The following is a 25,777-nucleotide window of genomic DNA, read 5'->3' as shown; positions in this document are numbered from 1 at the left end:
GCGTCGATGAGACGACGGCGCAGACCGGCCGAGCGGAGACCCGCCGAGCCGCGCGGCCACTGGTTCCTCGTCGCGATCGCCGCGCTGCTCATGGCCGGAGCGCTGCTGCTCAACGCGTACGCGCACAACGTTATCGGCGAGACCCGGCCGCCCCTGAGGGACTTCGGCGACTCCGCCGAGCTGGAGCGGATCCGCTCCGGCGGCCCTCTGGTCAACGTCTCGGGATCCCGGCCGCTCAGCGCGCGGCCCAAGCCCCGCCGGGTGGCGCTCACCTTCGACGACGGACCCGATCCGCGGTGGACGCCCCGGCTGCTCGACCTGCTCCGCGAGCACCACGCGAAGGCGACCTTCTTCGTCCTGGGAGCCCACGTCGCGGAGCACCCCGAGCTCACCCGCCGCGTGGTCGCCGAAGGGCACGAGATCGGCAACCACACCTACACGCACGCCGACCTGGGCGCGGTGCCGGCCTGGCGGGCCCGCGTGGAGATGTCCCTGACGCAGAAGACGCTGGCCGCGGCGGCCGGGATTCACACCCGTCTCGCCCGCATTCCGTACTCCTCGGGCCCGGGAGCGGTCGGGAACGGACAGCTCGCCACCATGCGGCTGCTCGGCAACGAGGGATACCTCGTGACGTTCACCGACGTGGACACCCAGGACTGGAGCCGCCCGCCCGTGGACGAGATGGTCCTGGCGTCCCTCGCGCACACGGTCGAGGGCGAGGGCGCAGTGATCATGTTCCACGACTCGGGAGGCGACCGCGCCCGGACGCTGGCCGCCGTCGACCGGCTGCTCACCCGGCTGGAGAGGAAGGGATACACCGCCACCACCCTCACGGACGCCGTCGGGCTCCCCACGGCGCACACCGCCGCCTCTCCTGACGAGCGCGTCCTCGGCACGGTCCTGGGGTTCGCCCAGCGCGCCTCCTTCGCCTTCGTCGAGGCGCTCGGCTGGTTCCTCGCCGCGGCCGGCGTGCTCACCCTGCTCCGGCTGGCCCTCTTCGTCGCGCTGGCGTGGGCGCACGCCCGCAGGACGCGTGGGAGACCCGCGAACGCCGGCGTCCCCCACTGGGCGGCCCCGCCGCCGGTCTCGGTGATCGTGCCCGCGTACAACGAGGCGGCGGGGATCGCGGCGACGGTCCGGTCACTCGTCGCGACCGGCTATCCCGGCCCGGTCGAGGTCGTCGTCGTGGACGACGGCTCGGCCGACGAGACGGGACGGATCGCCGCCTCGCTCGGCCTGCCCGGAGTCCGGGTGATCCGGCAGCCGAACGCCGGGAAGCCCGCCGCGCTCACCACCGGCATCGCCCACGCCGCGCACGACATCCTGGTCATGGTGGACGGCGACACCGTCTTCGAACCCTCGACCATCGGGAACCTCGCACGGCCGTTCGCGGACCGCACGGTCGGCGCGGTCAGCGGCAACACCAAGGTCGGCAACCGGCGCGGGATGATCGGCCGCTGGCAGCACATCGAGTACGTGGTCGGGTTCAACCTGGACCGCCGCGCGTTCGACCTGCTCGGCTGCATGGCGACGGTGCCGGGGGCGATCGGCGCGTTCCGCCGCGAGGCGATCGCGTCGGCCGGCGGCGTCAGCGCGGACACGCTCGCCGAGGACACCGACCTGACCATGGCGATCAGCCGCAGGGGCTGGCGAGTGGTCTACGAGGAGCGGGCGCGCGCGTGGACCGAGGCGCCCGCCTCGCTCGGCCAGCTGTGGCGGCAGCGCTACCGGTGGTGCTACGGCACGCTGCAGGCGATCTGGAAGCACCGCGGGGCGGTCGCGGAGCGGCGTCCCTTCGGCCGGCGATGCCTCGGATATCTCGCCCTGTTCCAGGTGATCCTGCCGTTGCTGGCCCCCGTCGTCGACGTCATGGCCCTCTACAGGCTGTTCGTCGGCGATCCCCTGCCCGTCGTCGCGGTGTGGGCCGGCTTCGTCGCGGTGCAGGCGCTCACCGGCTGGTACGCGCTGCGCCTGGACGGCGAACGGGCCTCGGTGCTGTGGGTGCTGCCGCTGCAGCAGTTCGTCTACCGGCAGCTGATGTATCTGGTCGTCATCCAGTCGGTGGCCACCGCGGTCCTGGGTGCCCGGCTGCGCTGGCACACGGTCCGCAGGGAGGGCACGTTCACCCTGGCGGGACCGCCCGTCCCGAGACCGCCCGTCCCGAGACCGTCCGTCCCGGGACCGCCCATCTCGGCCCGCCGGCGCGGGCCGGTCAGGGGTGGGCCGGTCAGGGGTGGGAACGCTCCGAGGAGGAGACGGAGCCGTCCTTGATGGCGTCGAGCATGCCGGGCAGCTCCTGGGTCTCCAGCAGTTCCGCCCGGCATGGCGCGCATTCGTCGAGGTGCCGTTCGAATGCCTCGGCGTCGTCGTCGTCCAGCACTCCCAGGGCGTACGCTGCCACGTCGAAGTGCGGCGACGACGCGGACATCAGCTGGCCACCCCCCTCTCCTTCAGGGCCGTGCGAAGCGCGCGCAGGGCGTAAAAGAGCCTGGATTTCACGGTACCCGGTGGGATGCCCAGAACCTCGGCCGCTTGGCTTACCGTCCGGTCGCGTAAGTATGTCTCTTCGATAACTTCCCGGTGCTGAGTCGACAGGTGCCGCAGCGCGTCCGCGACCACGATGGCCGCCAGCGTCCGGTCCGAGCCGTCCGGCACGGCGATGCTGTCCTCTTCGGGAGCCTCCACCTCCCTCGGCCGTACGCCGCGCCTGCGGCGCCCGTCGATCACGATGCGGCGGGCGACGGTGAGGAGCCACGCCCACAGCAGGGGCGGCTCCCACGTCAGCTTCGCCGAGTTACGCCAGGCACGCACCAGCGTCTCCTGGACGACGTCCTCAGCCCATTGCAGGTCGTTGCCGGTCGTCTTGCGCACGTGACGCAGCAGCGGACCGCCGAACTCGCGGTACAGCTCCCGGATCAGGCGTTCGTCCCGATCAGGGTCGTCGTTGTCAGCGTCGTAGTCAGGGGGGTCAAGACGCACGAACCGGCTGTCGAGTTGTCGACGCACGGCCACATATTTGCACCAGGGTTACTCGTTCGTACACCACATCCGTAACTCCAGTCATTTCTGACTATTTCCTGAACCGCGCCCGAGGGGACCGCGTACCTCCGACCGAAGGTCACGAAAGGAGGCACGATGCGGTTCCGGTTTGGGGAACTCCTGGTGCTCGGCGTCTTCCTCTTCGCGGCGGCCGTCACGGTCGTCCTGGTCGTCCCCAGGAGCGCCTCGTCCCAGTCGGATTGGACGCGGTCGGGCTGGACGCAGACCCCCTACGGCCCGCTGGGCCCGGCCGACCGCGACCTGCTGGTCCGGGTGCGCTGGGCGGGGCTCTGGGAGATCCCCGCCGGCCGCTGGGCCCAGGACCGGGCCGGCAGCGACAAGGTCAAGGACGTCGGCAGGCACCTCGTGGAGGACCACACCAAGCTCGACGCGGCGGTCAGGGAACTCGCCGCCAAGCTCGCCGTCCCGCTGCCGGACCAGCCGAACCCGGACCAGCGCGGGTGGCTGGACGAGATGGCCGCCGCGCGCGGCGCCGGCTTCGACCGCGTCTTCGCCGCCCGCCTGCGCGACGCGCACGGCAAGGTGTTCACCTTCGTCTCCGCCGTACGCGCGGGCACCCGCAACAGCCTGATCCGCGACTTCGCCGGGCAGGCGGTCGACGTCGTGATGAAGCACATGACGCTGCTCGAAGGCACGGGTCTCGTCGACTACTCCGCCCTGCCCACTCCCACGGTTTAGAAGACACGGTCTAGAAGGCACTGTCTAAGGAGCATCCATGCGAAAACGGCTCGTGCTCGCGATGGCGGGCGTACTGATCGCAGGCTCGCTGACCTGTGTGGGCCGGCCCGCGTTCGCCGACCACTGCGATCCCTCCGTCCAGGGCGCGGAGTGCGAGGACGTCGGCCCGGCCCTGGAGGACTTCGTCGACATCCGGCAGGTCCCGCCGGGCGACACCGGCGTACGGGCCGGGCGCGGCTCGTTCACCTCGCGCTGCGGACGCAACGAGAACGGCCATCGCAACTCCGACAACCACATCGTCACGCCCGGGGTGCCGAACGGCGCGCACCACGTGCACGACTACGTCGGCAACCTCACCACCAACGGCTTCTCCACCGACGAGAGCCTCGCCGCGGGCGGCACCACCTGCCGGTTCGGCGACAGGTCGGCGTACTTCTGGCCCGTGCTGCGCAGCCGGACCGGCGTCGGCGCTCAGCCGACCGCCTCCCCCTCGTCCTCGCCCGACAGCACCGAGCAGTTCCGGACCGGGCAGAACCGCGGCAGGGGTACGGGGACCGGTACGGGCGCGGGGTCGGACGAGCCCGGCGGCGCGGCCGAGGGCAACGTCGGCACGATCCTCCTGGCCCGGTCGGTCACGCTGCAGTTCCGCGGCAACCCGGTCGGCAGGGTCGTGGCGATGCCCCGATTCCTCCGGATGATCACCGGCGACGCGAAGGCGGCCACCAACGGCGGCGCCAACGCCCGGGCGCGGTGGACCTGCACCGGCTTCACCAACCGGCTGACGAGCAGATATCCCCTCTGCCCCCGGGGCAGCCTGGTGCTGCGCGTGCTCGACTTCCCCAGCTGCTGGGACGGCCAGAACACCGACAGCGCCACCCACAGGACGCACGTCGTGTTCCCCGGCGCGAACGGCGCCTGTCCCGCGGGCACCCGGGCGATCCCGCAGCTGCGCATGACCCTGGCCTATGCGGTGCCGAGCGGGCCGTCGTTCGCGGTGGACAGCTTTCCCGAGCAACAGCACAACCCGATCACCGACCACGCCGACTTCGAGAACGTCATGCCCGACCGGCTGATGAGCACGGTCGTCTCCTGTGTGAACCGCGGCCTGCGCTGCTGAGCCGCGCTCCGCTCGTGCCGTTCCCCGTCCGGTCCTTCGCAGACCACCCCCGCCTGAGGACGGGGAGCGGCGCCCCCCACTTCGAGCCCGCATTGATCAGACGGAGGAATCATTGCCCAGCAGACGGGCTCCCCGGCACACCCGGCCGGATCCCGGCCTCGACCTCGAAAGGCGCGGTGTACGGATCGGCCTCGGCGCCGTGGTCACCCTGGCCATCACCGGGGGGCTCGCCGCCGGCCGGACTAGCGGCGGCGCGGTGTTCCTGGCCGACGCGCAGGCGTTCCTCACGTTGTACGCCGGGGTCTTCTCGCTCGTCGGCCTCACGACGACGGTCGCCCTCGGCCTGGCGGCGACCGACCGCGTCGTCCTGCCGATCTCCCAGCGGGTGCGCGTCCAGCTCGTGCACCGCGCCATGGCGCTGCTCGGCATCGGCTTCCTGATCGTCCACATCGGCATGAAGATCGCCGCCGGGCTGGTGCCGCCGTACGGCTCGGTGATCCCTTCCACCGATGTCTACGTGTCGCTGGGGGCCGTGGCCTCGGACCTTTTCGTCGTCATCGTCGCGACCGGCGTGATGCGCGGCAGGTTCGCCCAGGCGGAGCGGCCCTGGCTGTGGCGCGGACTGCACGACTTGGCCTACCTCGCCTGGCCGGTGGCGATCCTGCATGGCCTGACCGCCGGCCGGGCCGCCGCGCCCTGGGTGACCTTCAGCTACGTGGCCTGCCTGGCGGCGGTCGGCGCCGCCCTGCTGATCCGGCTCGCCGCCGCCACCCGGCCCGCCCGGCAGTCGGCGACCGGCGACTGGAACGCCGAGTGGGGCGCCGGCCGTACGTCCCGGGAGGACCTCGCGACGCCGCGGCCCGCCATACGCCGGCGGCAGGCGCCGCGTGAGGCCGCCGTCCTCGGGCGCACCGGCACCGATCCCCTCGACGTCCTCGACACACCTCCCACCCCCCAGGAACCCCGCCTCCGGAGGATCGTTTGATTCCCTACCGCGTCTCCCACGTCCGGCGGCTCGGCCCGGCCCGGCTCACCGCAGGGTTGGACGACCATCGCAGGCTCGACCTGAACGCGCACTACAAGTTCCACGACCGGCTCCCGAGCCAGACCGTGGACGCACTGATCTCCATGGCCGAGGAGGTGGACCTGCGGGGCCGGGGCGGGGCCGCGTTCCCGTTCGCGCGCAAGCTGCGCGCCGTGGCCTCCCGCACCCGCGACAGCGAGACGGCCGTGCTGGTGAACGCCGCCGAGGGCGAACCCGCCAGCCTGAAGGACAAGACCCTGCTCACCCGGGCGCCCCACCTCGTTCTGGAAGGCGCCCTGCTCGCGGCCAGCGCGCTCGGCTCACGGGAGGTGGTGATCGCGGTCGGCGCCGGCGAGCTGGCCGAGGCCTCGGTCACCGCCGCGGTGGCCGAGCGCGGCCTGACCGGCCTGGTCCGGGTCGCGGGCATCCAGGAGCGGTTCATCTCCGGGGAGGGCGGCGCGCTCGTCCGCGCGGTCAACGGCGAGGCGGGCCTGCCCCCGGGCCGTAAGGTCCGCTCCAGCGACAGCGGGGTGCGCGGGCTGCCCACACTGCTGTCGAACACCGAGACCTTCGCGCAGCTCGCCGTGCTCGCCGAGCTGGGGCCGGAGGAGTACGCCGCGGTGGGCACCGTCCAGGAGCCGGGGACGACCCTGCTCACGGTCGGCGGCTCGGTGACCACCCCCGCGGTCGTGGAGGTCGCGCCGGGCGTGCCGCTGGCCGACGTGCTGAACCTGTGCGAGGCGAAGATCGGCGACGGGCTGCTGCTCGGCGGCTACCACGGCACGTGGATGTCCGCCGAGGACGCGTACGGCGCGATCCTGTCCCGGCGCGGCGCGAAGGAGGCGGGCGGCGAGCTGGGCGCGGGCATCGTGGTGGTGCTGGGCGAGGACACCTGCCCGCTCGGCGAGACGGCGCGGGTGGCGAACTACCTCGCGGCGCAGTCGGCCGGGCAGTGCGGGCCGTGCCGCCTCGGCCTGCCGGACCTCGCGCGGGCCTGGCGCCGGCTCCAGGACGGCGACCCGGACGGCCCCGACCTCGTCCGCCGGGCCGCCGCCGCGGTGAAGGGCCGGGGCGCCTGCTTCCACCCGGACGGCTCGGCCAGGTTCGTGCTGTCGGCGCTGGACGCGTTCGCCGACGACGTGGAGGAGCACCGCTTCCACGGCGGTTGCGGGCGGGCGACGAAGGGCGTGCTGCCGCTGCCGATCGAGGACGCGCAGGACGCCAGGCTCGTCGTCGACTGGACCCGCTGCCAGGGCCACGGCCTGTGCGCGCACCTCGTGCCCGAGCTGGTCAAACTCGACCGCCACGGCTTTCCGGTGTTCATGGACACCGGGGTGCCCTCCTGGCTGCTGGGCGAGGCGCAGAAGGCCGTGGAGATGTGCCCCGCGCTGGCCCTCCGTGTAGGAACGAAGTGATGGGCTTGTAACCAACCGGACCGGTTCCATGAGCGTCTCAACGAGGTAGATCACCACCTCGGGAGTACGACCATGATCGACAGACGGAGTTTCCTTCGCGTTTCCGCCCTGGCCGGGGCCGCCGCTGTTTCCGGCACGGCTTTCGCCGCCGCGGGTCCCCGTCCCGCCGACTGGTCCGCGCTCGGGCGGGGGCTGGACGGCAAACTGATCCGCCCCGGCGACGCGTCGTACGACAACGCGCGCCACGTGTTCAACTCGGCCTTCGACTCCGCGCGCCCGGCCGGGGTGGCCTACTGCAAGACGGCGGCGGACGTGTCGGAGTGCCTGGCGTTCGCCCGCCGATACGGCGTGCCGGTGACCTCCCGGTCGGGCGGCCACAGCTACGCGGGCTGGTCCACGGGCAGCGGGCTCGTCATCGACGTGTCGCCGATGAGCGGCGTGTCCTACTCGGGCGGCCACGCCACGGTCGGCGCCGGGGCGCGCCTGGTCGACGTGTACGCCAAGCTGGCCGCGCACGGCGTGAGCATCCCCGCGGGCTCCTGCCCGACCGTCGGCGTGGCCGGGCTCACGCTGGGCGGCGGCATCGGCGTGGTGTCGCGGCAGTACGGCCTGACCTGCGACGTGCTGGAGTCCCTGAAGGTCGTCACGGCGGACGGGAAGGTGCTGACCTGCTCGCCGAGCTCGCACCCGGACCTCTACTGGGCCTCCAGGGGAGGCGGCGGCGGCAACTTCGGCGTGGCGACGTCGTTCACGTTCCGGACTCATCCGACGCGCACCGTGACCCTGTTCTTCCTGCACTGGCCCTGGTCGAAGGCCGCGGCCGTGCTGAAGGCATGGCAGGCGTGGGCGCCCTCCGCGCCCGACGCGATGTGGTCGAACTGCCACCTCGACCGCGACCCCTCGCTCGACGTGATGGTCGGCGGCCTCTACCTCGGCGGCAAGACGGCGTGCGAGAACCTGCTGCAGAAGCTCGTCGACCGCGTCGGCTCGGGTCCTTCGACCCGCTACGTGGCGACCTCCGCCTACGACCACGCGATGATGGTGGAGGCGGGCTGCGCGTCGATGTCGGTGGCCCAGTGCCACCGACCCGGCACGCTTCCCGGGCAGAACGCGAGCGGCAGGCTCGTCCGCGACTCGTTCTCGGCCAAGTCGCACTTCGCCTACACGCCGCTGTCGTCCGCCGGGATCAAGGCGCTGCTGGCCCAGGTCGCCGCGCCCGGGCGGCACTCCGTGATGCTCGACGCGCTCGGCGGCGCCGTCGCCAGGGTCCGCCCCGACGCCACCGCCTTCCCGCACCGCAAGGCGCTGTTCAGCGTGCAGTACTACTCCCACTTCTCCGGCGCCGCCGGCTGGGCCCGGACCGCCCACGCCGCCATGCGGCCGTACTTCGGCGACCACGCGTACGTGAACTACATCGATCCGGAGCTCAAGAACTGGCGGCAGCAGTACTACGGCGCCAACGCCGCCCGGCTGGCCCAGGTCAAGGCCGCTTACGACCCCGGCCGCCTGTTCCGCCTCCCCCAGGGTGTGTGACCGGTTGCCGAGCGAGGCGGGCTGCGCGAACCTCACGGTATGACCGAGGAGCGGCAGACGATGACCGGCGCCGACGGCGTGCCGGTGTTCAGCTACCTGGAAGGCGTCCGCGACGGCAGCCCCTGGGCGTACGCGATCGAGGACATCGGCCCGGGAGCCGCCGACGCGATCACGTCGCGGATGCCCGGTTGGGTGGTCTCCGCGCCGGCCGAGCTCGGCCGAGCCCTGCTCGACCGGGGCGCGCGGCTGCTGCGGCACATGAACGTCATGCTGTGCGATCTGGCGACCGCGCGGCCGGTCGCGGGCGCCGTTCCGGACGGCTTTCGGGTGGTGCCCTGTGACCGATCGCCCGCCGAGATCTTCCCCGCGTGGTTCGCGGCCTACCCGCCCGGCCATCCCGACTACCGCCCGCGTGACAGAGGGAAGGCCCTGGAGGAGGAGCTGGTTCCGCTCCTCGGCGGCGAGGAGATCGGCCCTCTGCTTCCCTGCAGCGTTCTCGCCGTACGGGATGAGGGAGAGGTCGTGGGGGGAGTTCTCGTCACCGGCTCGAACCGGGGACCGTGGATCGCGGACGTCTTCCGGCACCCGGACCGGTCGCCACGAGGTCTCGGCACGCTGATGCTGTCGACCGCCCTCGTCCGGGCCTCCGAGGGCGGGCTCACCACGATCGGCCTGGTGGTCACCGAGGGCAATCCCGCACGCCGCGTGTACGAGAGGCTCGGTTTCCAGGCGGTCGCCACCACCATGACGGTCATGACGTGACAGCTGAACCGGCACGCGCCGCCGCCTGGGCGGTGCCCGTGCCGTGTTCCCCGGGCCGTCCGGTCCGTACGCGGTGGGCACCGCCGTGATGCAGTGGACCGACGCCTCTCGCCCGGAGCCCGCCACCGATGAGCCCGGCGACCACCGCACGGTCGTGGTCCAGTTGTGGTACCCCGCGCCCAAGGGCACGGCCGGTCCCCGTGCCCGGTATCTCGGCCGCACCGAGCGGGAGGCGCGTACGGTCGCCGACGGCCTGACCGGCTACCTCGGCGTGCCCGCCTTCCTGCTCGACGACGCGGTCCGTGCCCGCGCCGGCGCCGTGTACGACGCGCCCGCGGCGCCCGGACGGTTCCCGATCGTGCTGTTGTCTCCCGGGCTGGAAGGCGTGCGCACCCAGAACACCGCGTGGGCGGAGGAACTGGCCGGCCACGGCTACGTCGTCGCGGCCCTCGACCACCCGTACGACTCCGCCGCCGTCGTGCTCGACGATGGACGGACGATCCGCACACGGGTCGTGGCCACCGGCGACGACGAGGAGGACAGACGGCTCGCGACCGGCTGGACGGCGGTCAGGGCCGCCGATCTCAGCTTCGTCCTCACCCAGCTCGGCCGCCTCGACAGGGGCGAGATCCGCGGCCCGCTGACCGGACGGCTCGACACAGCGCGGGCGGCGGCGACCGGGCACTCCATCGGCGGAGGCGCCGCGCTGCGGGCCGCCCGCCAGGACCCCCGGTTCGCGGCGGTGATCAACCTGGACGGCTACCCGTACGACCCCGCGCCCCGGCCCTACCATCAGCCGGTGCTCGCGCTCACCCATCCCGTCGACCCGGCCGACAACCCGTCGTACATCCCTCGTCTCACCCGGATCCTCTCGCTGAGCACGTCGGAGAGCTACCGGATCACGGTCCCCGGCACGGCGCACCTCACCTTCACCGACGCGCCGCTCTACCTGCCGCCGGTGCCGTCCGTTGTCGGCTCCCTGGGCCGCACCGGGGGCCTGTCCGTCACCACGGCGGCCACCAGGGTCTTCCTCGACGCCACCCTCCGTGACCAACCCGGCGACCTGTCCACGCTCCTGCGCCCGTACGGCGATCTCACCGTCCACCGGCCCGCGCGGAAGGGCGACACGGGGAGACCGTGACGGGAATGCCCCGGTGCTTCGCGGCCTCCTCGATGAGAACAAGATCTAAAGTCACCCGCCTCCCCGTTACTGATTGTGATAAGTAGATTGCCGACAGCAATCATCCGGGGGGAAGTCCATGAACGTATCTCGATCTCGCGCGTACCTCGCCTGCGGTGTCGCCGCCGCCGCGGCGGCCGTGGCGGGCCTGGCCCTGGTGGTCGCCCCTACGGTGGCCCAGGGCGCGTCGAGCGGCGGCGGCCAGAGCACCAGGCCGGTCGCCGACCCCTCGCCGAAGCAGCCGGGCGGCCACACCGTGCTGACGTGTGCGGTGAGCACCAACGGTCAGCCGATCACCGCCGACCCCGCGGTGGGCAAGGACGCCCGCACGGTCAGCGCCAACGGCGCCCTGACGCTCACCAACTGCGCCTCGCCCGACGGGAGCTTCCCCAACATCCGCTCGGGGACGGCCACCTTCAAGGGCACGGGGCAGGCGTCCTGCACGGGCGTCCAGAACGTCGCCGGCACGGGCACCATCACCTGGAAGGACGCCCAGGGTCAGACGCTGGGCACCTCCACGGTCCGCCCCAATCTCGACGGGATCAACGCGTACAACCCCGGCGACATGATGCTGGTCGGCGAGGTCACCGAAGGGAAGCTGAAGGGCAAGCGGATCGCCGGCAAGGCCGCTCCCACCTCGGACATCAGCCAGTGCTCGAGCAAGGGCGTGAGCAGTGTCCAGGGCAGCGGCACCGTCGCCTTCATCGCGGTGGACACGTCGAAGTAGCGAAGTCGGATGCCGTCGGATGAGCCCGTGCTGCGGGTGCGGGACGTGCGGAAGGGCTACCGGGGTGTCCCGGTGCTGCGTGGGGTGAATCTGGATCTGCCGCCCGGCCGGGTGGTGGGGATCGTCGGGGAGAACGGCGCGGGCAAGACCACGCTGCTGCGCGTCCTCGCCGGCGACCTGCGGCCGGACGGCGGGTCGGTGCGCCAGGGCGGGCGCATCGGTCACTGTCCACAGGAGACGGTGCTGCACGACGCGTTCACGGTCGAGCAGCACCTGCGGTTCTTCCAGGTCGCCTACGGCCTGGAGAGCCTGCGCAGGGCCGAGGAGCTGTTGGAGGCGCTGCGGTTCTCCGGCTCCCGCCGGGCCCGCCCCGCCACGCTCAGCGGCGGCACCCGCCAGAAGCTCAACCTCGTCCTTGCCCTGATGCACGACCCGGACGTGCTCCTGCTCGACGAGCCCTACCAGGGCTTCGACTGGGAGACCTACGTACGGTTCTGGGACCTGGCCGAGGAACTACGCGCGCGTGGCCGCTCGGTGCTGGTGGTCTCCCACCTCGCCTATGACGCGGCCCGCCTCGACACACTTCATCGGCTGGAGAGCGGCGTGCTGCGCGAGCAGGAACGCGTGAGCGCCGGGCCCGTTCACGAGGGGGCCGCCGGTGAGAGGGCCGCGGACAGGGCGGGTGCGCCGTGAGACGCCATTGGGCCTGCTACGCCACCGCCGTGCGCATGACGTTCGTGGAGCACCTGCGCAACCGGCTGGCATCAGTGATCATCGTGGTCTTCATCCCGATGTGGGCGATCCTCATCTACGCCCTGTCCCTGGAGATCCCGCTCCCGTTCTACGTCCGGGCCGCCGACCGGACCGTCACCGTGCCGGCCGGCGTCCTCAACCAGCTCGGCGGGGCGCTGCAGATCCTGGCGTTGATCACCGGGTTCATGATGTTCGTGACCACGATGAACTCGGCGTCCTTCGACCGCCGGCTGGTGCGGTCCGGTTTCCCCCACATGTGCCTGATCGCGGCGAAGCTCACCGCCCTTGTGGTGGTCGCGCTCTGCGTCGCGCTCTACGCCACCGGCCTGATCTGCCTGACCCACCCGACCGCGCAGCCCCTGCTGCTCGCGGCCGCCCTCGCCGGTGGGGCGCTGATCTACGGAGGGATCGGCATCGCGCTCGCCGCTGTGCTGACCAGCGACCTGGCCGGCTTGGTCCTCGTCACCGTGATCTGCTCGATCGACCTGGCCCTGCAGAGCCCCCTCGCCACCCCGGCCGCGGCCAGTGCCCTGGTGCGTTACCTGCCCGACTACGGCCCGATGCAGGCGGCGGTCGCGGCCGTGGCCATGGACACGGTGCCCTGGAACGCCGTCGGCCCCGCTGTGTGCTGGGCGCTGGGCACGGTGGTCCTCGGAATCTCCGCTTTCGCCGGCCGTACGCGCGCGCACCAGCCGGTGGGCGGTCCGGTGGCGGCGCATTCATGAGTCCCCGTCTGGAGTATCCGTGACATCTGAGAGCGTTTCTCGCGCCTTCCCCGCCCTGGAGTCCGACCTGGATCGGGTACGGGAGATCATCGGCATGGCGGACGTACCGAGCCGCTCGGAGCTGGCCCCGCTGACCAGGCAGCCGGCCGGTCACCGTCACCTGATCCGGCCCACCCTGGCGCTACTGTCGTACTACGTGCTCGCAGGGCCGGGGCGGGCCGCCGACGTCCGCGCAGTGAAGGCCGCGGCGGCCGTCGAACTGCTGCACATGGCATCGCTCTACCACGACGACGTCATCGACGACGCGCGGCAGCGCAGAGGCAGGCCGAGCGTCAACATCGTGTGGGGTGCGCGCCTGGCGGTCCTGGCCGGCGACCTCCTGTTCATCAGCGCCAGCCGGCTCCTCTCCGAGCTGGGCCGGCGTGAGGCCCTGATGGTCGCCGAGAGCGCCCAGCACACCTGCTCGGGCATGATCGCCGAGACCGCCGACCGCTTCCTGCTCTCCCGCACGGAGGATGCCTATCTGGAGGTGACCGGCGCCAAGACGGCCGAGTTACTGTCGCTGGCCTGCAGGCTGGGCGCCATGCAGGCCGGGCGGGACCCCGAGGCGGAGGAGAACCTGGCGCGGTTCGGCTGGCACCTCGGCCTGGCCTACCAGGTGCGCGACGACATCCTCGACCTGACCGCGACGACCGGGGAGCTCGGGAAACCGGCCAACTCCGACATCAGGGAAGGCGTCTACACGCTCCCCGTGATCAGGGCCCTGGGCCGCGAACCCGCGCTCGCCCGGCTGCTGCGCCGCGGCCTGACGGCGGCCGACGCCGAGCGCGCGCGGCAACTGGTCCTGTCCTGCGGAGCCGTGGAGGAAGCCCGGCAGGTCGCCGACGCGCAGATGGAGACGGCTCTCCGGCGACTCGACGGCCTCGGCGATCCGCGGTCACGGGAGGGACTGACCGGCTACGTGCGGTCGGTCATGAGCTCCGGCCGGCAGGCCGCCCCGGCGCCCGTAACCGTGCCCGCCCCCTCCCCCGCTCCCTCTCCCGTTCCGGCTTCCTCTGGGGCCGGTGTCCCGGCCGGGGAACGGGAGCGCGTACAGGAGCGATTGGACGCCTGGTTGCTGGACACCGGGCTGGCGGCCACGCCGGAGGAGGCCCGCCACCCGCGATGGAACGCCATGGCCTCGACCGCCGCGCGGTTCTGGCCGGACGCCGACGCCGAACAGGCCGAGACGCTGGCCCGGTGGATGCTGGTGATCGCCGTCGTCGACGACCTCTTCGACGAGCCGGGGATCGCCGACCCTGGCGAGATCGCCCGGCTGCGACACCGGCTCACCCTCCTCGTCCGCGAGCTCGACGACACCCCAACGACGGGCGGAGCGGTCGCCACGGCCATGGCCCAGGCATGGGAGCGGATCCGCCTGATCCAGCCCCGCTCATGGCGGACGCGCGCGCTCGGCCACCTCGAGGAATGGCTGGAGGCGGCCGAGCGGGAGGCATGCCACCGGCTCAGCGGGTTCATCCCCAGCCTGCGGGACCAGTTCGCGCTGCGCCTGGGAAGCTCAGGGGCGCCCGTCTTCCTGGACAGCTTCGAGATCACGTACGGCAGGGAGTTCGAGCCGGCGGTACGCGACCATCCGCTCTTCCGGCGGCTGCTGGACGTCGCCGTGGCGGCGGCGCTCGCGGAGAACGACCTGCGGACCCTGGACGAGGACGAGGCCGTCGGCGCGCCCTACAACCTGGTCAGGGTGCTCCGCCACGAGACCGGCTGCACCAGGCAGGAGGCGATCGACGAGGTGGCCCGCCAGGCCGAGGACGGCTTCGCCCAGGTGGAAGCGATACTCACCGCCGCACCCGCCATCCTGCGGCCCGCCGACGGCAGCGCGGCCTCCGTGACCGGGATGGGTCTCGTGCGCCTTGCCCGAGAGCGGCTGCCGAGCTGGCGCACCCTCCACGACATCGACCGCTACAGCCGCTCGTCCGCCGGCAGCGAGACGTACCTGACCCGGCTGCGCCGGGAGCTCCTGCTCGACCACGCCGAGACCGGCGTGGCGCGCTGACCCCGGCCCCCGCGCCGAGATGTCAGGCAGATCGGTCCGCGGCGAGGCGGTCGAGCCATTCGCCGAGCACATGGCGCTCGCCGTCGGTGAGTGTGGTGGCGTCCGGCAGCGCGGCGCGCAGCGCCATCGCCGCCGTGGCCGGGCCGGGGGTTTCGACCGCGGGGGCGTCGGTGGTGATGGCGGCTATCGCCGCGTCGCGGGCCAGCTCCGACAGGCGCGGGTCACGCCATTCCTCGGGCAGGGCGAGCAGCGTGAAGACCGTGCCGCAGCCCGCGGCGTGCACGAGGTCCGCCGCAAGGCGCTCGGCGACCCTCAACCGGCCGGCGGCGGCGATGGCGCGGATGCGCTCCCCCAGCATGCGGAAGGCGGCGACGGCGGCGGGCGACTGCCGTCCCGGCGTGGGGTCGCCGTACATGAGGGAGAACAACGCGGGGTTCGCCAGCCCGAAGCCGACGTGCAGGTCCCATCCGGCGTGCAACGCCTCGACCGGATCGTCGGCCTGCGGGCCGGCCTTCTTGTCCTGCAGATATGAGCTGAAGCCATACTCGGCGACCGCGTCGAGCAGGCCCTCCTTGTCGCCGAACAGCCGGTAGATCGTCGGCGCCTGGGTTCCCGCCGCGGCGGCCACCGCTCTGGTCGAGAGGGCGTCGCGCCCGCCGCTCGCGAGCAGCCGGGCCGCGACCGACACGATGTGGGCCCGCGTCCTGTCGCGGCCGCTCGCCGCCTCGCTCTCCGGATCGCTCATGCTTCCAACGATATCAGTTTGTTGCTATCGATGGTTTTCCGGTGTTAGCGTTCAGCCGATATCAGCGATAGCAAGGAGTGGATCGTGATCGTCATCACCGGAGCCACCGGCCGGCTCGGCCGCGGCGTCGTCGAGCGCCTGCTCGCACATCTGCCCGCCGACCGGATCGGCGTCGGCGTCCGCGACCCTCTCAAGGCCCAGGACCTCGTGGACCTCGGCGTACGCGTCCGGCAGGGCGACTTCGACGACCCCGCGAGCCTGGCGTACGCGTTCGAGGGCGCGTCACAGGTGTTGATCGTCTCGGGCCCGGCGGACGCCCGCCCGCACCGTACGGCGATCGAGGCCGCCACGGCCGCGGGCGCCGAGCGGGTCCTCTACACCAGCCACATGGGCGCGAACCCGGCCTCCCCCTTCCTGCCGATGCCGTCCCATGCCGAGACGGAGCAGGACCTGCGTGCATCCGGGGTCGCGTTCACCGCGCTGCGCAACGGCTTCTACGCGACCACCGCGGTCCATTTCGTGAGTCAGGCGCTGCGGAGCGGCACACTCGTTGCACCCGAGGACGGCCCGGTCTCCTGGACCGCCCACGCCGACCTCGCCGAGGCGGCCGCCGTCGCGCTGACGGAGGAGGGCCGGCTCGACGGGATCACCCCGCCGCTGACCGGTCCCGAGTCGCTCGACCTCGCAGACGTCGCCGCGATCGCCTCCGACCTGACGGGACGCGAGATCACCCGCGTCACCGTCCCGGACGACGAGTGGGTCGCGGGCATGGTGTCGCACGGCACGCCCGAGCAGCAGGCCCGGTTCTTGCTGGGCATGTTCGAGGCCAGCCGTCAGGGAGAGTTCGCCGAGGCCGGCCCCGCCCTCGGGGAGCTGCTCGGCCGTAAGCCGACCGCGTTGCGCGAACTGCTGGCGGCCACACTCCCGAGCTGATGCCCTTTCGCGCCTGATTTCGCCCGTTCGATTCGCGTGATCGTTACAGTACGTCGGACGGAGCGTTCCCAGGGAGTGCAGGCATGGGCAGGCGCAAGTACCGGAACGAACGTCGTCACTACAGATACATCGAGGCCGTGGTGCTCGACCGTGTTCTCGACGAGAACACGCAATCGGTGCTGCGAATGCTGCCCGGGCGGCCGATGGTGACGGCGGACCATTTCTCCGCATCCGTGGATTGGGACGACTACACGCAGGAGATGGAGAAATTCGTCGAGCAGACGTTCGACGCCTGGCTGTTCTTCGACAACGACGGTCCCCGTACGGTCGCCTTCCGGATTCCGAGCGAGGCGCTGCCGGCGCAGGCCGTCGCCCCGCACCTGCACGGCAACACACTCAAAGGCCTGCGCATGGAGACGAGCGACGACGACCTGCTCCTGTGGTTCAGCATGTACGCCGAGGACGCCGAGCTGTTCAACCTGCACGAGTCGGGCACGGGATGGCTTCAGGACATCCTTCCGGTCCGCGAGGAACTGATGTCGGGCAGGCTGGACGCGCTGGAGCTCGGGCGGGTGGTCGGCACCCACTGGGACGAGGTCGACCGCGACCTGTCCGCCGAATACGGGCTGTCGAAGGCGTCACGCGTCCTGGCGGCGTACCTGCTGGTCGCTCCCCGGGAACTGGCGCGCTTGGCGGCCGAGCGGGCGAAAGCGGGGCGCGGGGAGCTGCCCCCGGGGTGGCTGTCCACCTGTTCCGGTCTCGAACCGGTGGCCCGATGGGAGTTCGCCGCCGCCGATCCGCGCAAGTCCTTCCAGATCACCCTGGGCCGGCTGCCGAGCGGCTGCGAGTACGGCGACTGGTATGTGACGTCGTCGGAGCCTCGCGGAAGACCCCTGGCCTTCCGCACCGAGGACGACGCCCGTCGTGGCTACCACGACGAGGCGCTACGGCTGCAACGGCTCAACGACCCCGGCCGATGGCGGCAGCTGGACCACACCGTGTGAGCCGCTACGGGCACGGAACGAGGGCGCGGAAAGCAGAACGGCGCGGCAGCGGCCCGTGCCGCGATCCTCTCGGCCGGAGGCGACTGCACCGGCTATCAGACGACCGCCGTGAACTACGTGTACGTGACTCCTACCGGTAGCTGGCCCCGTTTTCCGGGCCGATTTCCATGTCCGGACATCCGGCGACCTCACCATGGCCAGATATAAAGTGTCATGAAAACATGTGAGGAGGCCGAAAATGCTGGTCGAATGGCTGGCAGCGGTGGCCGCGGCGGGCGGAACCGCGGTGGTGCAGGCCGCGGGCACGGACGTTTGGGTGAGCGTGCGGCAGCGGGTGGCGCATGTGCTCGGCCGCGACGATCCCGAACGTGAGCAGGCGGAATTGATGCGGCTGGATCAGACCGCGACGGATCTCGCCTCGCTCGCCCCGGGGGAAGCGGCGCTGATACGGGCCCGGCAGGAGGCGGCCTGGACGGCTCGATTCGAGATGCTGCTGGAGAGTCTCGGCGAGGCCGAACGCGAACGGATCGCCCACGAACTGAACGACATCGCCGACCAGGCTCGTCACGCGTCAGTGGGAGGAGTGTCGGGGAACACTTTCCACGGACCGACCGCGTTTCAGGTCGGGGACCACAACCGTCAGGACAACCACTTCGGGCCGGGGGCATGACCCGCGACGCCGAATCGGGAAGAGACGGAGTATCGGGAAACGTCTTCCACGGCCCGGCCCCCTTCCAACTCGGCGATCGCAACGTCCAGATCAACCACATCCACCACCCGGCGCCGCCGCGCCGCCCGCTGGTCCTCGCAGGCGCTGCGGTTACGACCCGGGAAGAACTGGCCGCCGCCATCCGCCGCGACTGGAGTGCCGCGAGGCGTCGGTTCTTCGAGGGCGCGGCCACGACCGGCGCACCCTCCGACGGCTGGCTCGGCCTTCTCACCTGGCTGCACGAGCTCGACGGTCTCACCGCCGACGACCTGACCGCCCAGATCGAACTCATCGACCATCGGCTCCGAGACGACGCACTCCCGGCTGACCTCAAACTGCTTCACCTGCTGGGCTGGCTCGATCCGGAGGGAGAAGCCGTCTGGCGAGGAACGGTCGTGACCCCGGAGTCGCTTTCCGAGGCGCTCAGGATCGGCCGCCTGCGCGAAAGCGGCCCCGAATGGGAGCTCTACCGCGACCTCTGCGAGGGCGGCTTGTTGGACGCCCTCTCCAGGTTCACCGTGCTGAGCGCGCTGCGCGGAACGCAGCGGGTCTGGGACGACGTCTGGGATTCGTGGCGGCAGTTGGCCGCCGAGGTTCCCGGACTGCCGCCCGAAGCCCGGGAATGGGCCGAGAGCGGGGCGCGCGGGCTGCTGCTGGCGGCCCTTCTGCCCTACTCGGAGAGCAGGACGTGGTTGCGTGCCGGCTGCGAGAGCGTGGAGCCACCCCCCACTGGTGAGATCGCGTGGTACGACTGGTTGCGCGCGCGGGACGGCGGCCCGGATACCCCTGTCGGGTGGCTTGTGCGCGCCGACTTCACAGCTTTCGCCGCCGCCCAGGCGGAACAGCAGCGTCGGCAGGCGGCAATCGACCGGCAGAACCAGCGGATGGTGACCGTGCTGGACTCCGCCTCCGCTCTGCGCGACCGGCAGTGGGCCGACTATGAGAGCGGGCGGCTCTCGCCTGCCGCCCGATTGGGGGCGGTCATCCGCGCGGCGCTGTGGCTCGGGGCCTGGGGCGCGGCCACGATCCCGCTGGCCTGGATCATCTGGGGCTGGGCTCGGCCGGACATCGCCGCGACGCTGTCCTGGTATCTCGTCGCGCTGACCCTGGCGGCATACGCGGGCCGGCTGCCAGGAGTCATACGGCTCGGCGCGGCGTACCAGCCTCCGCTGCGGCGCGTGCGCGAGTGGGCCGAGGAGGCCCGGGCCGACCGCGGAAGCGTTCGGAGAGGTGTGATCAGAGCCGCCGCCGTGGTCGGGTTCCTTCTGATTTTCGGCGTGCTCATTCACGACGTCGACTTCATCGTGACGACGGTTCTCTTCACGCCCTTGCTGGCCGTGGCGTTTTACTTTGCCCGCATCGGGGCGCTTCACGACTGGGCGGACGAGCATCAGGAACGACTGCGGGACTACCAGTCCAGGCGGCCCGGTTCCGGTGGCATCCCGCAGAGCATCGCCCAAGGCGTTCGGTCGCCGTCGCCCAGAGTCCGGGCCGAGGCCTACCAGGCGTGGGTACGACAGTTCACCGGCCTCGACCACGGCGGGAAAGGCGACGCCGACCGCTGAGCGGCTTCCCGGTGCCGGGCGATGGCCGGGCCCGGCGGCGGTCAATAGGATCCTTACTGATCTGTCGAGGGCATTTCCAGCGGGGGCGAATGATGTCGCATTCTGGGGCGAACGGCGGCAGCGAGGCGGGGGGCTTACGCGGTTTCGGTGACGGGCACGAGTCCGGCTCCGGGTGGCCGTCCGGCCCCCAGCACCCGGCCGACCTGCGGGCGGGTGACCCGGCCCAGGTGGGGCCTTACCGGCTGGTGCGCAGGCTGGGCGAGGGCGGGATGGGCACCGTCTACCTGGGCGAGGCGCCGGACGGCACCCGCGTGGCGGTCAAGCTGCTCCACCACACGATCGCCGCCGACCCCGACTTCCGCCGCCGGTTCCGCCGCGAGGTCGAGGCCGCCAAGCGAGTCGCCCGCTTCTGCACCGCCGCCGTCCTGGACGCAGAAGTCGACGGCGAGACCGTCTACCTCGTCACCGAGTACGTGCCCGGGCCGACCCTCAAAGAGGCCGTCGAACGGGACGGACCACTACGCGGCTCAAGCCTGGACGGACTGGCCGTCAGCATCGCCACCGCCCTGCGCGCCATCCACGCCGCCGGCATCATCCACCGCGACCTCAAGCCCGGCAACGTCCTGCTCTCCCCCATCGGCCCCAAAGTCATCGACTTCGGCGTCGCCCACCTGAACGACACCGCCACGCACAGCAGCGCGGTCGTCGGCACCCCCTCCTTCATGTCCCCCGAACAATTCGACGGCGGCCCCCTCACCCCCGCCTCCGACGTCTTCGCCTGGGCGAGCACGGTCGCGTACGCCGGCACGGGCCACGCCCCCTTCGGCAACGGGCCGCTGCCGGTCGTCATCAACCGGGTCATCAACGGCGAACCGGACCTGACCGGCCTCGACGGGCCACTGGGCACGCTCGTCGCTCGCGCCCTGGCCAAGAACCCGGCCGAACGCCCGACTGTGCAGGACATTCTCGACACGCTCACCGGTTCTCCCTCGATGGCCCCGCCGGTGTCCGGAGCGGAGGTGGTGTCGCGGGCATCAGCGGCGCCGGAGTGGTGGGTCAACACGCTGCCCGGAGGCGACAGACGCCGCCGCGGGCTGCTGACCGGGGTCGGGGCCGCAGTAGCCGGGCTGGCGGTGATCGCGACGGTGGTCGCCGTCTGGCCCTCCGACCACGACCCGCATGCCGCGGCGTCCACGACCTCCTCCGTCACCTCCACGCACTCGGCCGTGGTGGCCTCCGAGGGGCCTGCGCCCACCGCCTCGGCCGCGTCGCCGGCTCCTACGGGCAGTGGCGGCAACCCGCTGCGCGAGCCCGGCGTACGGTTCGCGTACCGGCCGGATTCCGAGGCGCAGCGCCAGGCGGGCATCTGGAACGCGCAGGGCAAGAAGACCGACGCCGCGCTGATGCGCGCCCTGGCCGCGGTGCCGCATCCCGTGAACTTGAACATGCCGGCCGCCGAGGCCGGGCGCACGGTCGTGTCCACCGTACGGGCGGCCTCCGCCCGTCACGCGGTTCCCGTGTTCGTTACCGATCACGTGCCGATGAAGGACTGCTCCCAATGGGGAGAGCCGGATGAGCGGTCCTACCGCGCCTGGATCGACCGGGTGGCGAAGGGAATCGGCAAGGCGCGGACGGTGGTCGTGCTGGAACCGAACAGCCTGACCAGACTCCCCGGCTCGAACAGCTGCTCGCAGGGGACCAAGGCGGGCGCGGCCGAGCGCTACCGTGAGCTCTCGTACGCGGTGAACCGCCTGGGCAAGCTCCCGCACACGGCCGTCTACCTCGACGGCGGCATCAAGGGCTGGCCCAGCCTCGTCGAGATCGCCGACCGGCTCGTGAAGGCCGGGGTGAAGCGAGCCGACGGCTTCTACCTGAACACGGCGGACTTCCAGGAGACCGACGAGCTCCTCAGGTATGGGGAGAGCCTGTCCCGTTGCCTCTACCTGAAGACGAGCAACGGCGGGAGCACCTGCACCGGTGCCGAGATCGACGCGGTGCCGGCCGGGACGCCCCTGACCCACTTCGTCATCGACACCAGCCGCAACGGCAAGGGCGTGTGGCAGCCGCCGGAGGGCAAGTACGCCGACCCGCAGATCTGGTGCAACCCCCCGGGCCGGGGCGTCGGCATCCGCCCGACCACCGACACGGGCAGCGAACTGGCCGACGCGTTCCTGTGGCTCCGCTCCCCCGAGCAGTCCAACGGCCAGTGCACGCGAGGCGGCAAGGGTCCCCAGGACCCCGTCTATCACCAGGTCGATCCCATCGGCGGCACCTGGTGGTCGGTGCTCGCCCTCGACCGCGCCCGCAACGCCGTCCCTCCACTGCGCTGAACTACGGCCATCGTGGGAGACGACCGCGGATGAGTAGATCCACGAACCGGGAGAATGCTGTCTAATGGCGACTTACGTGTTGATCCACGCTGCGGCGGTCGATTCCTGGTATTGGGGACCGCTCTCGGCCGCCCTGCGAGACCGGGGCCACGACGTGGTGGCACCGGACCTGCCGTGCGACGACGAGTCGGCCGGGCTCGCGGAGTACGCGGACACGGTGGTCGAGGCGATCGGCGGGCGCACCGATCTGGTCGTCGTCGCCCACTCGTTCGGTGGGTTCACCGGCCCGCTGGTGTGTGACCGGGTGCCTGCCGACCTGCTCGTGATGCTTCAGGCTCAGATCCCGGCTCCCGCCGAATCGCCCGGCGAATGGTGGGGCAACACCGGCTACTGGGCGGCACGGCAGGAAGCCGATCGGCGCCGAGGCGTCCCGGACGGCGCGGAGGAGGACACCTCCTCCCTCGTGCTGCACGACACCCCGACCGACCTGGCCGCCGAGTTCGTGGCCCGACACCAGCGGCACCAGGCGCCTACCCCGTTCGGCAAGCCGTGGCCGCTGGCCTCCTGGCCGGACGTGCCGACCAGGTTCCTGCTGGCCGCCGGCGACCGCTTCTTCCCGGCCGAGTTCATGCGCGGGATCGTCACCGACCGTCTCGGTTTCCAACCGGACGAAATGCCTGGTGACCACTGTCCGATGCTCGGTCACCCGAAGGAACTGGCCGACCGCCTTGAGGCGTACCGCACGGGGCTCTGAACAGTGCTGACTCGTCAGTCGCCGTTGGCCCTGCGGAGGCGGGCGCGGACCGTACGGCGAATCAGTGGGCCCATGTCCTTCAGGACGGCGACCAGGCCGGCGAGCTGCTCCATGCTCTCGAACGCGCGCTCCGCGCCGTCCTTGTCGACGCCGTCGTACAGTTCGAGGCCGACGAAGGCAGCCGCGGTGGCGCGGGCCAGCCCGGCGACGTCCACGAACTCCGCCAGCGGGGTGCCGGCCAGCACTCGGTTGAGGACGTCCTCAACCTCGGCGACCCACAAGGCGAGGCCCCCGGCGGTGGCGGGGGCGGCGTCTGCAGAGCGCCTTCGAGCAGCCGCGTCCGGGTGTCGCCCATCGTCTCCCCCTTCGTTCCTCTTCGCGGCTTCACCGTAGCGGCACGTGTTCGGCCATGGCCGCGCCCGGCGGCGGTCAATAAGATCCGTAGTGACCTGACCTTCCGGGCATCCCAGCGGGGGCGATGTGAACGGTGGCAGCGAGGCGGGGGGCTTACCCGGGCAGCATGAGTCCGGCCTGCGGGCAGGTGACCCGGCCCAGGTGGGGCCTTACCGGCTGCTGCGGAGGCTGGGCGAGGGCGGGATGGGCACCGTCTACCTGGGCGAGGCGCCCGACGGCACGCGGGTGGCGGTCAAGCTGCTCCACCATTCGATCGCCGCCGACCCCGACTTCCGCCGCCGGTTCCGGCGCGAGGTCGAGGCCGCCAAACGAGTCGCCCGCTTCTGCACCGCCGCCGTCCTAGACGCAGAAGTCGACGGCGAAACCGTCTACCTCGTCACCGAGTACGTGCCCGGGCCAACCCTCAAAGAGGCCGTCGAACGGGACGGACCACTACGCGGCTCCAGCCTCGACGGCCTCGCCGTCAGCATCGCCACCGCCCTGCGCGCCATCCACGCCGCCGGCATCATCCACCGCGACCTCAAACCCGGCAACGTCCTACTGTCCCCCATCGGCCCCAAAGTCATCGACTTCGGCATCGCTCACCTGTCAGACATGGCCGGACATATGAGCAGCGCCGTCGTCGGCACCCCCTCCTTCATGTCCCCCGAGCAGTTCGAGGGCGGCCTCCTCACACCCGCCTCCGACGTCTTCGCCTGGGCGAGCACGATCACCTATGCGGGCACCGGCCACGCCCCCTTCGGCCACGGATCGCTCCCCGTCGTGGTCAATCGAGTCGTCAACGGCGAACCCGACCTGACCGGCCTCGACGGCCCGCTGGGCACCCTGGTCGCCCGCGCCCTGGCCAAGAACCCCGCCGAACGGCCGACCGTACAGGACATTCTCGACACGCTCACCGGTTCCGCGGCACCGTCCGTCGCCACTCTGCCCGGGGGTGGCGGGAGACGCCGCCGCAGCCTGATGATCGGTACCGGGGCGGGCGCACTTGCCGTGGTCGCGGCGGTGGCCGCCACCTGGCTCGGCACCTCGTCGGGCCCGACCACGTCCGGCTCGTCCGCCACCTCGGCGGCCTCCGTCCCCACCGCTCTCCCGTCCGTGTCCGCCGCCGACACCCGTGGCAATCCGCTGCGCGAGCCCGGCGTACGGTTCGCGTACAAGCAGGAGCTCGACCCGCAGCGCCAGGCGGACCTCTGGGACGCGCAGGGCAGGAAAACCGACGCCGCGCTGATGCGCGCCCTGGCCGCAGTGCCGCATTCCGTGAACCTCAACATGCCGGTCGCCGAGGTGAAGGACACGGTCACATCCACCATGCGGCTCGCCGCGGCCCACGACGCCGTACCGGTGTTCCTCACGGATTACGTCCCGCTGCTGGACTGCTCCGATCGGGGGGCGCCGAACGAGCAGACGTACAAGGACTGGATCGACCGGATCGCGGCCGGCATCGGCGCCGGCCGGGCGGTCGTGGTGCTGGAACCCAACAGCCTGACCGAGCTGCCGGGCACCGGCGACTGCCCTTCGGGCGGGAAGGCGGGGATGGCCGAGCGCTACCACGAGCTGGGCTACGCGGTGGACCGCCTGGGGAAGCTCGCGCACACGGCCGTCTACCTCGACGGCGGCATCGAGGGGTGGCCCGACTTCGTCACGATGGCCGATCGGCTCGTGAACGCCGGGGTGGAGCGGGCCGACGGCTTCTATTTGAACAGCTCGGACTTCCAGCACACCGACAGCCTCCTCCGATACGGGGACAGGCTCTCCCGCTGCGTCTACCTGCTGAGCACCAAGGGCGGCGGCACCTGTGCGGACGCCGAGATCGACGCCGTGCCGGCCGACGCGCCGCTGACCCACTTCGTCATCGACACCAGCCGCAACGGCAAGGGCGTGTGGGATGCCCCCGAGGGCAAGTACGCCGATCCTCAACTGTGGTGCAACCCGCCAGGGCGGGGCGTCGGCCTGCGCCCGACCACCGACACCGGCAACGAGCTGGCTGACGCCTTCCTGTGGATCCGCCACCCCGGAGAGTCCAGCGGCCGGTGCCTCCGGGGCGGCCCCGGGCCGGAGGACCCGGTGTATCACCAGGTGGACCCGGTCGGCGGCACCTGGTGGCCCGCCCTCGCCCTCGAACGCGCCCGCAACGCCGTCCCCCCGCTGCGTTGATCTCAGACGCGTGCCTCTTCGCGCTGCGGCTTGACGGTGGCGGGCACGCCGTGCTCGACGACATCGACGTACCGGGCTTTGAACGCGCCCCAGTAGCCGAACATGGGCCCCAGCCTGTGGTGCGAGACCGTCACCCCGA

At 71.7% G+C, this 25,777-nt stretch carries 23 protein-coding genes; 19 read left to right on the top strand and 4 right to left on the bottom strand.

From position 1 onward, the window contains the following. Nucleotides 1-6 precede the first annotated feature (6 nt). On the top strand, nucleotides 7-2,271 hold the full coding sequence (locus FLW16_RS27100) for a bifunctional polysaccharide deacetylase/glycosyltransferase family 2 protein (RefSeq protein ID WP_221891314.1): 2,265 nt from the start codon (nucleotides 7-9) through the stop codon (nucleotides 2,269-2,271). Here the strand turns inward: FLW16_RS27100 and FLW16_RS27095 are convergent. Further along, entirely contained in the window at nucleotides 2,228-2,428 is a 201-nt protein-coding gene (locus tag FLW16_RS27095; RefSeq protein ID WP_142562962.1) for a zf-HC2 domain-containing protein, read from the bottom strand. The genes FLW16_RS27100 and FLW16_RS27095 overlap by 44 nt on opposite strands. Continuing rightward, the gene (locus FLW16_RS27090; RefSeq protein ID WP_312847158.1) at nucleotides 2,428-3,006 is read right to left on the bottom strand and encodes a sigma-70 family RNA polymerase sigma factor; all 579 of its coding nucleotides are present in this window, start codon (nucleotides 3,004-3,006) and stop codon (nucleotides 2,428-2,430) included. The genes FLW16_RS27095 and FLW16_RS27090 overlap by 1 nt, the downstream gene beginning before the upstream one ends. A gap of 129 nt (nucleotides 3,007-3,135) precedes the next feature. On the opposite strand from FLW16_RS27090, the gene FLW16_RS27085 reads away from it, so the two are divergent. The 11 genes from FLW16_RS27085 (at nucleotide 3,136) to FLW16_RS27035 (ending at nucleotide 15,030) form a co-directional block, all read left to right on the top strand. Beyond that, nucleotides 3,136-3,738, top strand: coding sequence for a DUF4142 domain-containing protein (locus FLW16_RS27085; protein ID WP_142562961.1), 603 nt, complete (start codon nucleotides 3,136-3,138; stop codon nucleotides 3,736-3,738). A 37-nt stretch (nucleotides 3,739-3,775) separates the two neighbouring features. Next, nucleotides 3,776-4,855 (top strand): DUF1996 domain-containing protein, encoded by a 1,080-nt coding sequence (locus FLW16_RS27080; RefSeq protein WP_142562960.1) that lies wholly within the window; start codon nucleotides 3,776-3,778, stop codon nucleotides 4,853-4,855. Nucleotides 4,856-4,967: 112 nt separating this feature from the next. Continuing rightward, the gene (locus FLW16_RS27075; protein WP_142562959.1) at nucleotides 4,968-5,840 is read left to right on the top strand and encodes a hypothetical protein; all 873 of its coding nucleotides are present in this window, start codon (nucleotides 4,968-4,970) and stop codon (nucleotides 5,838-5,840) included. Next, complete coding sequence (locus FLW16_RS27070) at nucleotides 5,837-7,294, top strand: NADH-quinone oxidoreductase subunit NuoF family protein (RefSeq protein ID WP_260615624.1); 1,458 nt, start codon at nucleotides 5,837-5,839, stop codon at nucleotides 7,292-7,294. Before FLW16_RS27075 ends, FLW16_RS27070 begins: the two co-directional genes overlap by 4 nt. A 72-nt stretch (nucleotides 7,295-7,366) precedes the next feature. Further along, on the top strand, nucleotides 7,367-8,827 hold the full coding sequence (locus FLW16_RS27065; RefSeq protein WP_142562958.1) for an FAD-binding oxidoreductase: 1,461 nt from the start codon (nucleotides 7,367-7,369) through the stop codon (nucleotides 8,825-8,827). Nucleotides 8,828-8,866: 39 nt separating this feature from the next. Next, nucleotides 8,867-9,589, top strand: a complete 723-nt coding sequence (locus FLW16_RS27060) for a GNAT family N-acetyltransferase (protein WP_142562957.1) — start codon at nucleotides 8,867-8,869, stop codon at nucleotides 9,587-9,589. 43 nt (nucleotides 9,590-9,632) lie between these two features. Beyond that, nucleotides 9,633-10,730 carry a hypothetical protein gene (locus FLW16_RS27055; protein ID WP_221891313.1) on the top strand — a complete coding sequence of 366 codons (1,098 nt, stop codon included), beginning with the start codon at nucleotides 9,633-9,635 and terminating at the stop codon, nucleotides 10,728-10,730. Between the two features lie 118 nt (nucleotides 10,731-10,848). Next, nucleotides 10,849-11,496 (top strand): hypothetical protein, encoded by a 648-nt coding sequence (locus FLW16_RS27050; protein WP_142562956.1) that lies wholly within the window; start codon nucleotides 10,849-10,851, stop codon nucleotides 11,494-11,496. 9 nt (nucleotides 11,497-11,505) lie between these two features. Beyond that, nucleotides 11,506-12,189, top strand: coding sequence for an ABC transporter ATP-binding protein (locus FLW16_RS27045; protein WP_142562955.1), 684 nt, complete (start codon nucleotides 11,506-11,508; stop codon nucleotides 12,187-12,189). Continuing rightward, entirely contained in the window at nucleotides 12,186-12,974 is a 789-nt protein-coding gene (locus FLW16_RS27040) for an ABC transporter permease (RefSeq protein WP_142562954.1), read from the top strand. The genes FLW16_RS27045 and FLW16_RS27040 overlap by 4 nt, the downstream gene beginning before the upstream one ends. A 19-nt stretch (nucleotides 12,975-12,993) precedes the next feature. Then, nucleotides 12,994-15,030, top strand: a complete 2,037-nt coding sequence (locus FLW16_RS27035) for a polyprenyl synthetase family protein (protein ID WP_142562953.1) — start codon at nucleotides 12,994-12,996, stop codon at nucleotides 15,028-15,030. A 22-nt stretch (nucleotides 15,031-15,052) separates the two neighbouring features. Here FLW16_RS27035 and FLW16_RS27030 read toward each other — a convergent pair whose 3' ends face one another. Further along, complete coding sequence (locus FLW16_RS27030) at nucleotides 15,053-15,775, bottom strand: TetR/AcrR family transcriptional regulator (RefSeq protein ID WP_142562952.1); 723 nt, start codon at nucleotides 15,773-15,775, stop codon at nucleotides 15,053-15,055. 84 nt (nucleotides 15,776-15,859) lie between these two features. On the opposite strand from FLW16_RS27030, the gene FLW16_RS27025 reads away from it, so the two are divergent. From FLW16_RS27025 to FLW16_RS27000, 6 genes are all read left to right on the top strand, one after another. Next, on the top strand, nucleotides 15,860-16,708 hold the full coding sequence (locus tag FLW16_RS27025; protein ID WP_142562951.1) for an NAD(P)H-binding protein: 849 nt from the start codon (nucleotides 15,860-15,862) through the stop codon (nucleotides 16,706-16,708). Nucleotides 16,709-16,791: 83 nt separating this feature from the next. Further along, a complete protein-coding gene (locus FLW16_RS27020) occupies nucleotides 16,792-17,712 on the top strand; it encodes a hypothetical protein (protein WP_142562950.1) in 921 nt (306 codons plus the stop codon). Between the two features lie 238 nt (nucleotides 17,713-17,950). Further along, nucleotides 17,951-18,382 carry a hypothetical protein gene (locus FLW16_RS27015; protein ID WP_142562949.1) on the top strand — a complete coding sequence of 144 codons (432 nt, stop codon included), beginning with the start codon at nucleotides 17,951-17,953 and terminating at the stop codon, nucleotides 18,380-18,382. Then, on the top strand, nucleotides 18,379-19,986 hold the full coding sequence (locus tag FLW16_RS27010; RefSeq protein WP_142562948.1) for a tripartite tricarboxylate transporter TctB family protein: 1,608 nt from the start codon (nucleotides 18,379-18,381) through the stop codon (nucleotides 19,984-19,986). The genes FLW16_RS27015 and FLW16_RS27010 overlap by 4 nt, the downstream gene beginning before the upstream one ends. Before the next feature lie 89 nt (nucleotides 19,987-20,075). Beyond that, entirely contained in the window at nucleotides 20,076-22,316 is a 2,241-nt protein-coding gene (locus FLW16_RS27005) for a glycoside hydrolase family 6 protein (protein WP_142562947.1), read from the top strand. A gap of 76 nt (nucleotides 22,317-22,392) precedes the next feature. Then, nucleotides 22,393-23,070, top strand: a complete 678-nt coding sequence (locus FLW16_RS27000) for an alpha/beta fold hydrolase (RefSeq protein WP_260615621.1) — start codon at nucleotides 22,393-22,395, stop codon at nucleotides 23,068-23,070. Nucleotides 23,071-23,084: 14 nt separating this feature from the next. Here FLW16_RS27000 and FLW16_RS26995 read toward each other — a convergent pair whose 3' ends face one another. Next, on the bottom strand, nucleotides 23,085-23,351 hold the full coding sequence (locus tag FLW16_RS26995; protein ID WP_142562945.1) for a hypothetical protein: 267 nt from the start codon (nucleotides 23,349-23,351) through the stop codon (nucleotides 23,085-23,087). A 274-nt stretch (nucleotides 23,352-23,625) separates the two neighbouring features. Here FLW16_RS26995 and FLW16_RS26990 point away from each other — a divergent pair, with 274 nt between their 5' ends. Then, entirely contained in the window at nucleotides 23,626-25,638 is a 2,013-nt protein-coding gene (locus tag FLW16_RS26990; RefSeq protein ID WP_142562944.1) for a glycoside hydrolase family 6 protein, read from the top strand. Nucleotides 25,639-25,777: the final 139 nt, after the last annotated feature.

The sequence above is a fragment of the Microbispora sp. KK1-11 genome (assembly GCF_006874435.1).
Taxonomy (GTDB): Bacteria; Actinomycetota; Actinomycetes; order Streptosporangiales; family Streptosporangiaceae; genus Microbispora; species Microbispora catharanthi.
The sequence above is the reverse complement of the archived record's forward strand: the minus strand, read 5'-3'. Positions and strand labels throughout refer to the sequence as shown.

What these genes read in the sequence shown, in the direction of transcription:
- FLW16_RS27100 (WP_221891314.1), top strand. Translation starts at nt 7, where the DNA reads ATGAGACGACGGCGCAGACCGGCCGAGCGGAGACCCGCCGAGCCGCGC.
- FLW16_RS27095 (WP_142562962.1), bottom strand. Translation starts at nt 2,428, where the DNA reads ATGTCCGCGTCGTCGCCGCACTTCGACGTGGCAGCGTACGCCCTGGGA.
- FLW16_RS27085 (WP_142562961.1), top strand. Translation starts at nt 3,136, where the DNA reads ATGCGGTTCCGGTTTGGGGAACTCCTGGTGCTCGGCGTCTTCCTCTTC.
- FLW16_RS27080 (WP_142562960.1), top strand. Translation starts at nt 3,776, where the DNA reads ATGCGAAAACGGCTCGTGCTCGCGATGGCGGGCGTACTGATCGCAGGC.
- FLW16_RS27065 (WP_142562958.1), top strand. Translation starts at nt 7,367, where the DNA reads ATGATCGACAGACGGAGTTTCCTTCGCGTTTCCGCCCTGGCCGGGGCC.
- FLW16_RS27060 (WP_142562957.1), top strand. Translation starts at nt 8,867, where the DNA reads ATGACCGAGGAGCGGCAGACGATGACCGGCGCCGACGGCGTGCCGGTG.
- FLW16_RS27050 (WP_142562956.1), top strand. Translation starts at nt 10,849, where the DNA reads ATGAACGTATCTCGATCTCGCGCGTACCTCGCCTGCGGTGTCGCCGCC.
- FLW16_RS27045 (WP_142562955.1), top strand. Translation starts at nt 11,506, where the DNA reads ATGCCGTCGGATGAGCCCGTGCTGCGGGTGCGGGACGTGCGGAAGGGC.
- FLW16_RS27030 (WP_142562952.1), bottom strand. Translation starts at nt 15,775, where the DNA reads ATGAGCGATCCGGAGAGCGAGGCGGCGAGCGGCCGCGACAGGACGCGG.
- FLW16_RS27020 (WP_142562950.1), top strand. Translation starts at nt 16,792, where the DNA reads ATGGGCAGGCGCAAGTACCGGAACGAACGTCGTCACTACAGATACATC.
- FLW16_RS27015 (WP_142562949.1), top strand. Translation starts at nt 17,951, where the DNA reads ATGCTGGTCGAATGGCTGGCAGCGGTGGCCGCGGCGGGCGGAACCGCG.
- FLW16_RS27010 (WP_142562948.1), top strand. Translation starts at nt 18,379, where the DNA reads ATGACCCGCGACGCCGAATCGGGAAGAGACGGAGTATCGGGAAACGTC.
- FLW16_RS27005 (WP_142562947.1), top strand. Translation starts at nt 20,076, where the DNA reads ATGATGTCGCATTCTGGGGCGAACGGCGGCAGCGAGGCGGGGGGCTTA.